The sequence below is a fragment of the Aliikangiella litoralis genome (assembly GCF_052495765.1).
Map to the genome: position 1 here is coordinate 2852836 of NZ_CP199292.1, position 13954 is coordinate 2866789.

A 13954-nucleotide genomic window follows, 5' to 3' on the forward strand; every position below is an offset into this window, starting at 1 on the left:
ATGGAATATACTTCATTTTCAACTATTTCACTAGAATAAAAAATTATGATGAATAAATATTTTTATTATTCACCTGTTAATGATTGTCGGAGTATTTGCCATTATTGAGGTTTTATAATGTCAGTCACTCGAACATAGTACCACTGCTTGTTTTGACGTTGTCCATTAGTTGAATAACGGTTGTTATTATTTTGTTGTATATTTGATGTAGCACTAATGAGTATCCATTCGTTTTTAGTTCCAATGATTTGGTTGTTTGTTGAAGATTGAACAACGGTTTTGCTATGTTTCGTTTTACGCTGCTGTGATTGAGCTGACACTGACAATTTAACTTGATTGTTGGGCATTTGATTGACAACTATATAAAAGCCGCTAGTGACTTTTTTGTAGCCGGATTTAGGTATAAAGTGTTGGTATTGGTTAATTAATTGATGGGTTGGAAATGACTCGCCTGTATTAACAAAGCCCTGATAACCTTCGGATATTCTCAGACGGAATTTTTTCTCACCATGTTGGTTTTTCGTATTAGTAATCTGTTTTGATTTTATTTTTAAGTTTGTATTAGTTGCTTGAATATTGGTTTGTTTCATTTCCCACTTGTCTAATCGACGTTTTAATATTCTTACTTCAACTAGATACTCCCCAGGTTTTTGGTCAAGTGCTTTGATAATCTCTTGAATTTTTTTGTATTCGTCTGCTGATGCTTGAATAAATAGTTGATAGCCTTTTCCTGATAATTTAGTTTTTGGATTCAGGTGAGGCTTCATCACTGGAATAATTTGTTCTGATGAAACATAGTTCAGCTGGTGAACAAACATTTCAGCAAACGTTTTTGGGCTGACAAAAAGCAAGTAGCTAATGAGTAACAAATAACATTTAGGGTGGTTTCTTAATTTAATCATCATTAGTTCTTACCTTTGATTGATTCATTTTATAAGTGTAATGCTCTTAAATAAATAGCTGGTGAGGCTTGCTGCCAAATATCATCAAAATATTTTTGCTGTTGTTTTAGTTTGCTATCTGGTAAAGAGCGATATTCTGTTTCAAACCGTTCAGCAATATTTCGATAAATGATCGTTCGTTTATCAATTAAATAAAATGCAAAGTGATTCTCATGATAGTCTTTTGGAATAATCTTAATATTCATATAGCTGGTATATTTTTGTGATAGTTTGACTAGGCGGTGATCAATACCTGTTAAGCTACGTTCATCTTTGATTAACATTTCAACACGTACAAAGCGGCTAGAAAGTATAAACCGAGATATGATTGTTTCAATTTCTCGACTATTTAATATTCTTGGATCTAGCGTCGGTGAGTAAATTTGTAGCTTTTGTTTGGCTTGGCGAAAATAATGGGCAGTATGCTCCACCAATTCTTTTAAGCTGGTTGATGAGTGAAGGTTTTGATAAATGGTGTCATTCATTTCTTTAAAAGTTTACAATTTTGCATTAATTATCTTAAGAGTGATTCTTTTAATTATGCGTGATTTATGCTGAACTATGCAAGATTTCGTAGAATACAAGTATTTTTAGCCGAATTGTCACTACAAATTGTGCATTGTTAGTTATAATGCGCAGTTAAACTATTACATAAAACAAATTGAAAAGGTGAGCGTGTTGGAAAAGAAGTTTGAAAAAATTATGTATGCTAGCCGATGGTTGCTTGCACCTATTTATTTAGGCTTAAGTTTATCGCTGTTAATGCTACTCATTAAGTTTTTTCAAGAGATCATACATGTGTTTCCATTAATTCTGGAGATATCAGAAAAAGATCTGATTTTATTGATTTTATCATTGGTTGATATGGCTCTGGTTGGTGGCTTGATTATTATGGTTATGTTTTCGGGGTATGAAAACTTTGTTTCTCAACTGGATATTGACGAGAATGTTGAAAAACTGTCATGGCTAGGTAAATTAGATTCTGGTTCACTAAAACAAAAGGTTGCTGCTTCAATTGTTGCTATTTCTTCGATACATCTACTGCAAAAATTCATGAATCTCGATAGTTCAAATAGTACTCAATTAATGTGGTACGTTATTATTCATATGACTTTTGTGCTTTCTTCTTTGGGAATGGCCTGGGTTGATCGGTTTAATCACAAACAAAAAGGGTGAGGTAGGCATAAAATGAGTATATGGAAAAAAGAGGCTTCCCTAGATTATTTGCAACAATCTCGTGCAGGAACATTAGTTGAACATATCGGTATCGAGTTTACTGAAGTAGGAGATGACTATTTAATTGCATCTATGCCCGTTGATCACCGAACTTTTCAGCCATTTAACATATTACATGGTGGGGCATCGATTGTGTTAGCAGAAACTGTTGGTAGTGTTGCTGCTAACTTAGTTGTAGGAAATGATTACTATTGTGTCGGTTTAGAAGTCAACGGTAATCATCTTAGACAAGTAACCGAAGGTAGCGTTTATGCGAAAGCAACTGCTGCACACATTGGACGTTCAACTCATGTTTGGGAAATAAAAATTACCGATGACAAAGGAAAAAATGTCTGTATTTCAAGGTTGACAATGGCGGTATTAAAAAAAGGTTAGGCAAGCTTTTTGGTCATTCGGCGAAAAGGAATACCTTGCTTCATATAAACGGGACCGTCCACATGGAATTTTTGCTGGTCGTAAAAGTGGACTAATTCTGTTTCTGCATTGAGTGTAAGGTTTGGGATATTTTTCCTTTTTGCAATACTAATCAAGTGGGTCAGTATGTTGGTTCCTAAGCCTTTACCACGAAAACCAATCAATACCGCTATTTTACTTATTCGACCATCTGGAATAAGACGTCCACAACCAACCGCTTTGTCTGACTTATCTCTAACAAGAATATGATAACTGTCATTGTCATGTTGATCGCAGATAACTTCTTTATCAAAGCGTTGCTCAATGACAAAAACTTTTTGGCGAATTTTTAAGATTTCTGCTGAGGCAAACTGCCAAGTAACTTGTTTAAATTTAAAGTGATCTAATTTAGACATTGCTTCGCTTTTAACTGTTGATCAAAAGATACCCCTTATTTACTATCCTAGCTAATGTTTTATAAAAAGCAAATAGGACTTTTTCACATTTTTGCCCTTTAATATCAACAGATCCGCCGTTAGTGAGCATTTCAATGAATGTTTTTGCTTCACTGTTAAAATAATAAGAGTTTCCTTCTATTGAAAGTACAATGTCGTCATCTTGCTGATACCAATTGTACTTAATATTATTTTTTAATTGGATTGTATGAACTGCTGAAATGTCTATGTTAGTTTTATCTGGCAAAATAAATTCGTTTTCAATTTTACTTTGACTAAGATGTTTACTTAATAATTGCGTTATAAGTTTTTGATTTTTAGATAATTTTTTAATTTCTTTCTGAGCCCACTCGACAAGTTCTAATTCTATTTTTGAGCTAGAGTTGGCTTTATGACGATAACTATCAGTAAAAAATTGGTTTAGCTCAGAGCACTCAAAGTGGTTGGCTAACATAGCAAGTAAATCAAGAGTTTGTGGTGCTCTATAGCCAACAGAATATCCCATGGAATTTCCCTGTGAGATTCCCCAATGTGGGGTGTCAGGTGGGATATAAAGAATATCACCAGGTTTGAGAACTGTATCAATAATTGGGGTAAAATTTTCTAGGTGGAGAAGGCCATCTATTTTATTTTGTGTCGCTTTTGTGTCTCCCATCTGGCCTACACGCCAATGTCTTTCACCTTCAGTTTGTACTAAAAAAACATCATAATTGTCAAAATGTGGGCCAACACCACCTTGATCGCTAGCATAGCTTATCATTAAGTCATCAAAACGCCATTGAGGAATAAAACGAAAATTATCTAAAAAAGAAGAAACTTCTGGTAACCAATAATCTGCCGTTTGAATGAGCAATGTCCAATGAGAATCGCTCAGTTGCTGAAAATCAGTTTCATCAAAAGGGCCATGTTCAAGTTGCCAATGATTATTTTTATTTTGAATAATTCTTGATTCTATTTCTGGCTCTAATGCTAAACCAGCAAGTTCTTCTGGTGATATAAATTTTGGAATTGATGGCAAAGCTCCCTGAATTAGACACGGCGCTTTTTGCCAATTGCTTGCCAGAAATTTTTCAATGTTAAAATTTTGTAACATGGCTATTGGATAGGAAAGTTAAAAATATATGAGGTTTGAACAGAGTCAAACCTCACAATAAGCGTTTTAAATATTTTTGGCTTGCTCAATCGCATTGCCAATATAGTTTGCTGGCGTTAATGCTTTGAGAGCTTCTTTGGCTTCTTGGGGGAGTTCGAGTTGATCAACAAAGGCTTGCATACCAGCTTGATCGACTCGTTTTCCACGAGTTAATTCTTTCAATTTTTCATAAGGTTTTTCAATTCCATAGCGTCTCATAACCGTTTGAATGGGTTCCGCTAAAACTTCCCAATTTTGATTTAACTCTGTTGAGAGTGACTCCACATTAACTTCGAGTTTAGAAATACCTTTTAAAGTTGCTTGATAAGCGATTAAAGAGTGCGCGACGCCCATACCCAAGGCTCTTAGTGCTGTAGAATCGGAAAGATCTCTTTGCCATCTTGATATTGGTAGCTTTTGCCCCAGGTGGGTAAATAATGCATTAGCAATGCCTAAATTACCCTCTGAGTTTTCAAAGTCGATGGGATTAACTTTATGTGGCATTGTTGATGAACCTATTTCACCTTTAACTGTTTTTTGTTTAAAGTGACCTAATGCAATATAACCCCAGATGTCTCGGTTATAGTCAATTAAAATGGTATTAAAACGTGTCAGTACATCAAAGTATTCAGCGACATAATCGTGGGGTTCAATTTGAGTGGTATATGGGTTCCAGGTTAAACCAAGTCGCTCAATAAATGTTTGTGCAAAAGCTGGCCAATCAACATCTGGATATGCGCTTAAGTGAGCATTATAGTTACCAACAGCGCCATTAATTTTACCCATTAATTGAACCCGGCCAAACTGAGCTTGTTGACGTTGTAAACGAGCGACTACATTAGCCATTTCTTTACCAAGAGTTGTGGGGGAGGCAGGTTGCCCATGTGTTCTAGACATCATTGGAATGTCGGCATATTGATGGGCAAGATCAGCAATGGAATCGATGATATCATCTTGATATTTACAAATAACAATCGCAGCGTCTTTAAGCATTAAGGCATAAGATAAATTATTAATGTCTTCAGAAGTGCAAGCAAAATGAATAAATTCACTCACGGCACTAATTTCTGAGTTGTCGGCTGTTTTCTCTTTTAGAAAATATTCAACTGCTTTAACATCATGGTTGGTCGTACTTTCAATATCTTTGACTCGTTGAGCATCAGCTTGTGAAAATTGAGTGATAATTGTTTCTAAAAGCTCGTTTGCTTGTACACTAAACGCAGGAACTTCCGCTATTTTTTCATCAGCAGCTAGGGCTTGTAACCAACGAACTTCAACAATGACACGGTACTTTATGAGCCCAAATTCACTAAAAATAGCTCTTAGTTCAGTTGTTTTGTTGCCATAGCGGCCATCTGCTGGTGAGATTGCGGTTAATGCAGATAATTCCATGATGTCTCCTCAAAGTAAAGACGGGTAATTAGTGGTAAAAATTTCGCGTATTTTACCCGACTTTGCATAAGATGCACACTCTAACTAGGTCATGGAGCAAAATTGATATGTATAAAGCATGATAATGAAGAATTAAAATCAATTAAGACTTAACTGGTCTATATTTAATGCTGAATCATGAAAGACTACAGATAATTGATTTTGGTCATATAATCAGCAAAAGTCAGTCTGACTATATTGTATTATAAAAAAAACACTTTAATATACTCAATACGCGTAAAACTCATTTGTTCAGGATTAGCTAATGAAGAATACAATTTTCCCTAATGCCAACCATTTTCAGATCCCTAGAGCACTTTATGTTGGGGCTTGGAAAGTCTGGTTTAAACGATTTTCTGATCATGGTAGTTGGCGTCAAGGAACAATGCCGATAATAAATAGTGATGATAAGCTTTATCAGCTAATAGAGTCACATAAACGCTTTAGTGTTCAAGTATTGAATCGGTTAATGGTTCCTTGGGCTTATCGCGATACTGAACAAGTGAATCAAGCTTTTTTTCTGATGAATGTTGATATGGTTAAACGGGTTAAAGGTGATGATGATTCAACCGTTTATGCTAGGCTTACCGATCAGGCATTAGATTACTGGGATGGGTTAACTTATTTGGAGCAAGATCTATTTACTGCCTATGCAGAGGCAAGAATCCAAGCTGATATAGAAACACCTAGCCAAGAGCCTGTTGTTATTGATGATGCAGGGCTTGCATTAATTGGTGAGGATATTTATCCGCCAATCATACCTGAAAAGAACGCACCGGATGAAGCTTATGCAGAAGCACTAGTTGCTTGGATTGACGAAGATCCCTTTACGCCAATGTATCAAAGATTGCCAGCAGGTGAAAGTGTTAGTAGTTGGCATGATCGTCTACAAGCATTCTTTTGGCCCAAACCTAGAAATGGTTTAATGCAAGTGTCTCATTCCGCTGATGCACTTATGTATCGGGCTCAAATATTAGCTGAAGGCATAGAAAGTAGCATTCCTTGGACAGAAGAAGATAAAGACATGGCAGTTAAAACGGCTCATGAAATATTTCTTCAGGCAGGTGTCCCGCAAAAAGATGTTACCTGGGAAAATGTTTATCATGTGATGCAAGCGTCAATATCTGCTGATCCTAATTCAACGGCTAAAATGAATAGCGGTTGGAGCTTATTAGCTTCTTTTTCAACACATTGGTTGAACAACCATGATAATCGCACTCCGATGTTGTGTTGGAATAGTCGAGTAGCTACATCTGTGATATCTCGACTCGATTTTTTAATGGTTGAGGCTGGGTATACTAGTCTGGAAGGACGTTTTCCTCATATTGGAACTGTTCCTGGCGTTGGTGGCACTCGGCCCAGAGAATATAGCTTGCAATGGCCAGATGGATATCGAAGTTGGAAAACCCAAGTGGCTGCTAGTGAATTTGTTAATCTAATGGTTCGTTGTTTAAATAACAGCAGAAACGAAGATGGGAGCCTTAAATACCAACCAATGCCGATCCCTACAGGTGGAAGCGCACCTTGGTCAATCCAAGGAGTCCAGTTAGTATTATTTTCTGACGGATATTAAAACCAAAGATAATAAATACCAGCTATTCCACCTAAAAAACCGATACACCCGGTAAGCCACTCAGCTGCTGGGTGGTTATCTGGGTTTCTTCCTCGGTTTGAGGCTTTAAAAACTCCCGCCAATATCATACCGATAAGAAAAAAGCTGAGAAATATTTTGCCAATAACTATTAAAATGCTCATGTTTATCTATTTTTGTTTTTGGATTTAAAACCAGACGAAATAAAAAGTTATAATAGCTGCTATAGTAAAACCAATAAGAACAGCTGTATCTTCCGTAATAACTCCTTTTTCTTTTAAGCTTTTGCTTTCTTTTTGCCTGTTAATATTATTTGCAGCGCCTGCCGAACTAAAAATAAAAGCAAAGAGTAAAAAATAGTCAGAAAAACTTTACCTATTATGGTGGGAATGTCCATAGCTATGAGTTTCATATAATATTTGCCCGTATAAGTAAGCCTCCATTATTGATTAGCCATCTTTAGAGCCACCCCAACAAGGCATGACAAATCCTTGGTTATCAACAGAAGTATTAGCCACTTTAATACAATAAAATACTTATTGGTTTTATTAAACACATATTAAAATGAAAGGAGCTAGCCCGAAAGACTGCTCCTTTTTGTAGAGAAGTTAAGAATTGTTTGCTGGTTTCTCAGCCACTTCAGTAGCATTCCAACCACACTGACGGCCTTGATTTTGCTCATCTAACCAAGTTTTTAGTGGCGCAAAGTAATCAAGAATTGCAGATGCGTCCATTTGATTAGAGCCAGTCATTGTTTCTAATGCTTCTTGCCAAGGACGGCTTGAACCCATTTCTAACATTGCATTTAACTTAGCTCCTGCCTCTTTATTGTTATAGATTGAACACCTGTGTAATGGACCTGTATTACCTGCAATTCGGCATAGCTCACGGTGAAATTGGAATTGGAGGATGTGGGCCAGGAAGTAGCGAGAATAAGGTGTATTACCTGGTATATGAAATTTTGCACCTGGATCAAAGTGAGTTTCATTGCGATCAACTGGTGCTTTTACACCTTGATAAGACTCTCTTAACTCCCACCAAGCTTTGTTATATTGTTCCGCAGGAATCTCACCATTGAATACACCCCAGCGCCATTTATCAACAATAAGGCTAAATGGTAAGAAAGCAATCTTATCTAATGCTGTTTTCATCAAAAAGGGTAAATCACTAGATGCGTCAGGCATTTCATCAATTAAACCTATTTCTTTGAGATAGCTATCGTTTATTGATAATGCAACTGTGTCTCCTATTGCTTCATGAAATCCATCATTCGCACTTGCTCGATACAAAACTGGTTGTTTTAAGTTATAAGCTCTTTGGTAAAAGTTGTGTCCAAGTTCATGATGAATAACAACAAAATCTTCAGCATTTTTCTTGATACACATTTTGATGCGATAGTCGTCTTTGTTAAAGTCCCAAGCACTAGCATGACATTGAACATCTCGATCTTTAGGTTTGACAAATAATGAGCGAGACCAAAATGTATCTGGTAATGGCTCAAAACCTAGTGATTTAAAGAAGTTTTCTGCGGTGCGAACCATTTCAACTTCGCTATATTGTTTGGCTTTTAGACGAGCTGTTACATCTGTAGCCGGGGAACTAGACTGTGGTGCAACATCTTCAAATATATTACTCCATCCTTGTGCCCACATGTTACCAAGTAAATGTGCTGGAATAGGGCCACTTTTAGAAACAACATCATCACCATATTTTTCGTTAAGTTTTGCTCTGACATGACATTGCAGTGAATTATAAAGTGGTTTAACTTGGCCCCAGACACGATCCATTTCATTAGCAAAATCATCTGCTGGCATATCATATTTTGAACGCCACAGTGCACCAGTATCGGCAAAGCCTAATTCCTTTGAACCTTGGTTAGCAATTTCGACCATACGTTTGTAATCTTGACGCATTTGAGGAGAGACTTTACGCCAATTAAGCCAGGCTGCTAATTTTTCTTCATGGCCTTTGCTGGTATCAGCTAATGTACTACTTAAGTCACCAAGAACATAACATTCTTTATTTTCTGTACAGCCTTTTGCATAAGTTGCATCAAGTTTAGATGTTATTTTTGCGAGCTCTGCTGTGAGTTTATCATTTTCAGGAGCAGGTAATGTTAACCCTGCCTTTAATATTTCAAGTTTTCTGCGGGTATCGTAATCAACTTCTAATCCATTGAACTTTTTAGCGCCTAATGCTAAGCCTACACCTGTTTTGGTCGCTTCTTCACTCATTTTTGCAACTAAAAAGCTTGTATCTTCTGTAACAAAATTAGCTTGAACCCAAGCTGTTTTAGCTTGAAATTCGTAATTTTTTTCAATTTCAGCCTCAGCATTTGCTACATAGGTTTGGGCATCGGCTACTGTTGGCCCTTTAGGCGTTGCTGGTGCCTGCTTTGGCTTTTCTTGTTGACAACCAGCAACAACGCTAGCGACACAAATGGCCATGATTAGTTTTTTGAAAGACTCTGGTTTATTCATTTTCTAGGTTTACCTTCAATTTGAGTATATGAGCAAAATGATATTATCTTCGTTTGATAGAGAGAATATACTTGTTATCTATTTCCTTCAAGAGGTTATAGATTAATATAGAAGCTGTTTACACCGCATTTTCATTTGTTTTTGTGCCAGTCATATATGATCTAGGTCAAGAAGTTAAGGATGATTTTGTTTAAAATGTGTTCACTTTGTGACGCAGATCGAAGAATATGTTCAAAAAACAGTCTAATATATTTGCACTAGGAAGTTTCTTATTGTAGTCTGTCTGGTCTAGTTCCTTGGCTACAATAACGAATAACCTCCCAAGGAATTGGTTGATTTGGGCTGTACAAATTCTGGGGTGGACAATGAATCGTGTAGTATCTATCGTATTTTATAGTGTTTTAGCTATTGGATGGACTGGTGTTAACGCTAAGGAATTAGCTGGTGTAGACATTGAAGAAGTTGTCAACTTGTCCCTCGGTGGGCAGGAACTGAGGCTCAAAGGAGCAGCGGTTAAAAATAATGCAAGACAATCAATTTATGTCGGTGGTCTTTATCTTCAGAACGATGCTAAAAGTGTCGAAGATATTCTTAAAAATGAAGGGGCGAAACGTTTTGTCCTTTACTGTCAAAATTCAACAATCAAGCCTGATGCTCTTATAAGAGCGCTAAACATTGGGTTTACTGCCAACCATAATGAACAAGAATTAGCTCAATTAAAGCCTTTAGTTGAAAAGTTTAATCAGGTTTGGAAAGCTGAAATTCAAGAAGGCGATAAGGTATGGATTGACTTTTTACCGGCGAAAGGGACTGTTGTTACTATTAATGGTAGTGAAAAAGCTGTTATCCCAGGTAAATTATTTTATGATGCCTTTCTAAAAACTTGGTTAGGTGATAAACCTATAAATCGATTAATGAAAAAGCAGTTGTTAGGTGAAGGCTAAAGGAATTTTATTTTTAAAAAGTTAAAATCCCGCTTCGGCGGGATTTTTTTTAATTAGATTTCTATGCAAGATTTACCTTATTGAATAAGCAAGTTATCATCTTACAAAAACTTCCTGGAATAAATTAAATGCAGAACATTGGTCCGATAATGCTCGATATTGACTCTACAGAGCTTTGTGATGAAGATTGTCGTGTTTTAGAGTCAAAATTATGTGGCGGTTTAATATTATTTAGCCGCAACTTTGAATCTGCTGAGCAAATACAAACATTAACAAACTCTATTCGTGAGATAAACTCTTCTATTATTATTGCCGTTGACCAAGAAGGAGGCAGGGTTCAACGGTTTACCGATGGATTTAGCCGTTTACCTGAACTTGGGGTTCTAGGGGATGAATATGCGCATGATGCAGATAATGCTCTTTACCTAGCTTCATGTTTGGGTGAGTTAATGGCATTGGAAGTTCAGTCGGTTGGTTGTGATATTAGTTTTGCACCTGTACTCGATTTAGGATATTTAACAAGCAAAGTGATAGGACGAAGAGCTTTTTCATGTGATAGTAATGCTGTTGTTCAATTAGGTCGAGCTTATATTTCGGGGATGAAAAAAGGGGGAATGATGGCTACTGGAAAACATTTTCCTGGTCATGGTTCGGTTGAAGCTGATTCGCATATTGATATTCCTATAGATGAGCGTAGCTTTGATGTGATTGTCCGTGAAGACTTGGTTCCTTTTCAGGAATTAAGTAGTGATTTAGGGGCTGTAATGCCTGCACACATCATTTTTTCACAAATTGACCCGTCACCTGCTGGCTTTTCTTCTTATTGGCTTAAAGAAGTGTTACGTAAACAAATGGGGTTTAATGGTGTTATTTTTTCAGATGACCTTTCAATGAAGGGAGCTGAGGTTGTTGGTGGTTTTAGCGAAAGAGCTAAAAAGGCTTTAGAAGCTGGTTGTGATATGGTACTGGTATGTAATGATAGAAAAGCTACACTTGAAGTTATTGACTGCCTCAGTGATTTTTCAACGGATGTAGAATCTCAAACAAGATTATCTAATTTAAAAGCTGTGAAAACGGCAGCAGGTCTAAAACAGCTTCAGCAAACAGAACGTTGGCAACTGCTTTCTTCGGTATTAAGTCAAGTTAATTGAAAAATATTCTCAATCAAATGTTATTGATTCATTGTTAAGTATTTAGGATTTTTATGGATTTATCACAAATTGAAGTTTGGTTTAGCAATAACCTGGGTGATTCGACTTTTTATTTTAAAGTTTTTAGCGTTGTTTTTCTGACGTTAATTGCAAATTATGTATGGCGAAGAGTCCATCAAAATTTGCATAAACATCTACAAAAAACTAAGAACAAATGGGACGACGCTCTGGTTCATTCCCTTGGAAAACCTATTGTATTCTTAATTTGGGGAGCAGGTACATGGATTATTATTAACTATTTATTTGGTTATCAAATCCAAAAAACTGTCAGAGATATTGGTCTGGTTATTTTAGTCAGTTGGTTTTTAGTACGGTTTATTCGAGCCGCTGAAGAAAACCTGATTGAATATAACCGTTATCAAGAAGATGAAGAAAAAATTGATAACTCAACAATTGAAGCTATCAGTAAGTTATTAAGAGTATCTGTCACAATTACGACTTGTCTGGTCATACTGCAAACGCTTGGGGTTAGTATAAGTGCTGTTCTTGCTTTTGGGGGGATTGGTGGTATAGCTGTAGGTTTTGCTGCCAAAGATCTTTTAGCCAATTTTTTTGGTGGCTTAATGATTTACCTTGATCGACCTTTTTCTGTAGGAGACTGGGTTCGCTCGCCTGATAAAAATATTGAAGGTACGGTTGAGTATATTGGTTGGCGACAAACAAGAATTAGAACATTTGATAAACGGCCACTATTTGTTCCTAACGCAATATTTAATAGTATTGCAGTTGAAAACCCCTCTCGAATGCTGAATCGTCGCATTTATGAAACTATTGGGATCCGCTATGATGATATAAAACAGATGAGTCAAATAGTGTCAGATGTTAAACAGATGCTCATTAGCCACCCTGATATCGATGCTAGCCAAACATTAATCGTCAATTTTAATCAGTTTTCAGCATCATCCATTGATTTTTTTGTCTATACCTTTACTAAAACGACAAATTGGGTTGAGTTTCATGAGATTAAGCAGGCAATATTATTATTAATTGCTGAAATTATTGAGTCAAACCAAGCTCAAATAGCTTACCCAACACAGCGTTTACAAGTTGAGCAATTGGAACAAATGGCTCAGGAATGAGCCATTATGAGGATATTTATGAGCGATGTTCTACCGCGTGAATGACTTTGTCATGTTCAAAGTAGACCGTGAAATTTGCATATTGCCATCGAGTGATTGGTGGCTCCCCAATTGCGGGTAGTTTTTGAGAAGGTTCACCAAATTTAGACTCAACTTGCTGCATAGATTGACCTGTTCTAGGCTTATCAACGGCTTGTTGGCTTTGCTGATTAACTAACAGGGTTTCAGCGATGGCTGACTGGCTTGTTGCAGCTAAGCAGGTAAACCCAATAATCAGGCTCAATTTAAATTTGTTCATTATGATACCTCCATACTCGAATCATTATTAATATACTCCTCTAACTTTATGATTTAAAGTTAATTTATAGTTTTTATTAGAACTACTTATCAATTTGGGTCGAGATTTTCTTGTTGATTACGTAACTGTTTGGATTGAACTTTAAAGACGTGTTTAATAATTGAGTCTCGATCGGCTTCTTTCAGTTTAACAAAAATTAGTGCAATCTCGAAGTTATCATCATCAATAGGCTTACAATCGACAACTCTGGCGTAAGCGACTATTCCAATACACTCAGGAACAAGAACAATTTCAATTTTCATCAATTGATCAACAGAAAAGCGCTGGTGTGTTTTATATCTAATACCGCCACCGCTAATATCAACTTCAGTTAAGTCATCTTTACCAGTATTTAGCGACTGTATAACAAAATGAGTTAGCAACTCCATCTTTTTGTTTAGATTGATTAAATAGCTACCGAGTTGACTTTGTTTATCGGTTAGAGAGCTAAGATAGGCAAGGTTTTCATTTTCGAGTTTAGTCAGCTCTTGTAATAGGCTAATACGAGGGGAGCTAGTAGCCGTTAAATCATCAAACTGGGGAATATCCTCAATATTGTTCACCGTATCATGATTGATTATAATCCAGTTTTTAATTCGGAAATATTCTCTCCTTTCCTGGCCTGTTTGGTTATCTGCCATCTAGTCTCACCGCGTCGTCTTTAGGTTATATAACTTATAGCATATTTATTCGAATGAATTACTGTATTTAATCCTTTTGTCGA

15 protein-coding genes are annotated in these 13954 nt (G+C 36.4%); 6 read left to right on the forward strand and 9 right to left on the reverse strand.

Features of this window, described 5'->3' with window-relative positions; all coding sequences use genetic code 11:
• Positions 1 to 101: 101 nt before the first annotated feature.
• Together ACT5E3_RS11750 and ACT5E3_RS11755 are read right to left on the reverse strand one after the other, a co-directional pair.
• Positions 102 to 905, reverse strand: a complete 804-nt coding sequence (locus ACT5E3_RS11750; protein ID WP_444998490.1) for a hypothetical protein — start codon at positions 903 to 905, stop codon at positions 102 to 104.
• Between the two features lie 26 nt (positions 906 to 931).
• Positions 932 to 1426: a DUF7931 domain-containing protein gene (locus ACT5E3_RS11755; protein ID WP_444998491.1), complete on the reverse strand. Its 495-nt coding sequence runs from the start codon at positions 1424 to 1426 to the stop codon at positions 932 to 934.
• 193 nt (positions 1427 to 1619) lie between these two features.
• On the opposite strand from ACT5E3_RS11755, the gene ACT5E3_RS11760 reads away from it, so the two are divergent.
• Together ACT5E3_RS11760 and ACT5E3_RS11765 are read left to right on the forward strand one after the other, a co-directional pair.
• Positions 1620 to 2117 carry a TIGR00645 family protein gene (locus ACT5E3_RS11760; protein WP_444998492.1) on the forward strand — a complete coding sequence of 166 codons (498 nt, stop codon included), beginning with the start codon at positions 1620 to 1622 and terminating at the stop codon, positions 2115 to 2117.
• Between the two features lie 12 nt (positions 2118 to 2129).
• On the forward strand, positions 2130 to 2552 hold the full coding sequence (locus ACT5E3_RS11765; protein WP_444998493.1) for a hotdog fold thioesterase: 423 nt from the start codon (positions 2130 to 2132) through the stop codon (positions 2550 to 2552).
• Here ACT5E3_RS11765 and ACT5E3_RS11770 read toward each other — a convergent pair.
• From ACT5E3_RS11770 to purB, 3 genes are all read right to left on the reverse strand, one after another.
• Positions 2549 to 2986: a GNAT family N-acetyltransferase gene (locus ACT5E3_RS11770; protein ID WP_444998494.1), complete on the reverse strand. Its 438-nt coding sequence runs from the start codon at positions 2984 to 2986 to the stop codon at positions 2549 to 2551. The two genes, ACT5E3_RS11765 and ACT5E3_RS11770, sit on opposite strands and share 4 nt — an antisense overlap.
• Positions 2987 to 2996: 10 nt before the next feature.
• The gene (locus ACT5E3_RS11775; protein WP_444998495.1) at positions 2997 to 4118 is read right to left on the reverse strand and encodes a cupin domain-containing protein; all 1122 of its coding nucleotides are present in this window, start codon (positions 4116 to 4118) and stop codon (positions 2997 to 2999) included.
• Between the two features lie 66 nt (positions 4119 to 4184).
• Entirely contained in the window at positions 4185 to 5549 is a 1365-nt protein-coding gene (gene purB / locus ACT5E3_RS11780; RefSeq protein ID WP_444998496.1) for an adenylosuccinate lyase, read from the reverse strand.
• Between the two features lie 304 nt (positions 5550 to 5853).
• On the opposite strand from purB, the gene ACT5E3_RS11785 reads away from it, so the two are divergent.
• Positions 5854 to 7161 carry a hypothetical protein gene (locus ACT5E3_RS11785; RefSeq protein ID WP_444998497.1) on the forward strand — a complete coding sequence of 436 codons (1308 nt, stop codon included), beginning with the start codon at positions 5854 to 5856 and terminating at the stop codon, positions 7159 to 7161.
• Here ACT5E3_RS11785 and ACT5E3_RS11790 read toward each other — a convergent pair.
• A complete protein-coding gene (locus ACT5E3_RS11790; protein ID WP_444998498.1) occupies positions 7158 to 7343 on the reverse strand; it encodes a hypothetical protein in 186 nt (61 codons plus the stop codon). The two genes, ACT5E3_RS11785 and ACT5E3_RS11790, sit on opposite strands and share 4 nt — an antisense overlap.
• 444 nt (positions 7344 to 7787) lie before the next feature.
• Positions 7788 to 9659, reverse strand: a complete 1872-nt coding sequence (locus ACT5E3_RS11795; protein WP_444998499.1) for a M2 family metallopeptidase — start codon at positions 9657 to 9659, stop codon at positions 7788 to 7790.
• Between the two features lie 365 nt (positions 9660 to 10024).
• Between ACT5E3_RS11795 and ACT5E3_RS11800 the strand changes: the two genes are divergently transcribed.
• The 3 genes from ACT5E3_RS11800 to ACT5E3_RS11810 all read left to right on the forward strand — a co-directional run bounded on the left by ACT5E3_RS11800 (position 10025) and on the right by ACT5E3_RS11810 (position 12893).
• On the forward strand, positions 10025 to 10603 hold the full coding sequence (locus tag ACT5E3_RS11800; protein WP_444998500.1) for a chalcone isomerase family protein: 579 nt from the start codon (positions 10025 to 10027) through the stop codon (positions 10601 to 10603).
• A gap of 128 nt (positions 10604 to 10731) precedes the next feature.
• Positions 10732 to 11754 carry a beta-N-acetylhexosaminidase gene (nagZ, locus tag ACT5E3_RS11805; RefSeq protein WP_444998501.1) on the forward strand — a complete coding sequence of 341 codons (1023 nt, stop codon included), beginning with the start codon at positions 10732 to 10734 and terminating at the stop codon, positions 11752 to 11754.
• Positions 11755 to 11807: 53 nt separating this feature from the next.
• On the forward strand, positions 11808 to 12893 hold the full coding sequence (locus ACT5E3_RS11810; protein ID WP_444998502.1) for a mechanosensitive ion channel family protein: 1086 nt from the start codon (positions 11808 to 11810) through the stop codon (positions 12891 to 12893).
• Between the two features lie 16 nt (positions 12894 to 12909).
• Here the strand turns inward: ACT5E3_RS11810 and ACT5E3_RS11815 are convergent, their stop codons facing one another.
• Both ACT5E3_RS11815 and ACT5E3_RS11820 read right to left on the reverse strand, forming a co-directional pair.
• Complete coding sequence (locus ACT5E3_RS11815; RefSeq protein WP_444998503.1) at positions 12910 to 13191, reverse strand: hypothetical protein; 282 nt, start codon at positions 13189 to 13191, stop codon at positions 12910 to 12912.
• A gap of 89 nt (positions 13192 to 13280) precedes the next feature.
• Positions 13281 to 13871: a PilZ domain-containing protein gene (locus ACT5E3_RS11820; RefSeq protein WP_444998504.1), complete on the reverse strand. Its 591-nt coding sequence runs from the start codon at positions 13869 to 13871 to the stop codon at positions 13281 to 13283.
• Positions 13872 to 13954: the final 83 nt, after the last annotated feature.

Bases quoted from the DNA above. Each gene is read 5' to 3' on its own strand.
- ACT5E3_RS11785 (WP_444998497.1), top strand. From the start codon at position 5,854: ATGAAGAATACAATTTTCCCTAATGCCAACCATTTTCAGATCCCTAGA.
- ACT5E3_RS11790 (WP_444998498.1), bottom strand. From the start codon at position 7,343: ATGAGCATTTTAATAGTTATTGGCAAAATATTTCTCAGCTTTTTTCTT.
- purB (WP_444998496.1), bottom strand. From the start codon at position 5,549: ATGGAATTATCTGCATTAACCGCAATCTCACCAGCAGATGGCCGCTAT.
- ACT5E3_RS11770 (WP_444998494.1), bottom strand. From the start codon at position 2,986: ATGTCTAAATTAGATCACTTTAAATTTAAACAAGTTACTTGGCAGTTT.
- ACT5E3_RS11800 (WP_444998500.1), top strand. From the start codon at position 10,025: ATGAATCGTGTAGTATCTATCGTATTTTATAGTGTTTTAGCTATTGGA.
- ACT5E3_RS11820 (WP_444998504.1), bottom strand. From the start codon at position 13,871: ATGGCAGATAACCAAACAGGCCAGGAAAGGAGAGAATATTTCCGAATT.
- ACT5E3_RS11765 (WP_444998493.1), top strand. From the start codon at position 2,130: ATGAGTATATGGAAAAAAGAGGCTTCCCTAGATTATTTGCAACAATCT.
- ACT5E3_RS11795 (WP_444998499.1), bottom strand. From the start codon at position 9,659: ATGAATAAACCAGAGTCTTTCAAAAAACTAATCATGGCCATTTGTGTC.
- ACT5E3_RS11750 (WP_444998490.1), bottom strand. From the start codon at position 905: ATGATGATTAAATTAAGAAACCACCCTAAATGTTATTTGTTACTCATT.
- ACT5E3_RS11810 (WP_444998502.1), top strand. From the start codon at position 11,808: ATGGATTTATCACAAATTGAAGTTTGGTTTAGCAATAACCTGGGTGAT.
- ACT5E3_RS11755 (WP_444998491.1), bottom strand. From the start codon at position 1,426: ATGAATGACACCATTTATCAAAACCTTCACTCATCAACCAGCTTAAAA.
- ACT5E3_RS11775 (WP_444998495.1), bottom strand. From the start codon at position 4,118: ATGTTACAAAATTTTAACATTGAAAAATTTCTGGCAAGCAATTGGCAA.
- nagZ (WP_444998501.1), top strand. From the start codon at position 10,732: ATGCAGAACATTGGTCCGATAATGCTCGATATTGACTCTACAGAGCTT.
- ACT5E3_RS11815 (WP_444998503.1), bottom strand. From the start codon at position 13,191: ATGAACAAATTTAAATTGAGCCTGATTATTGGGTTTACCTGCTTAGCT.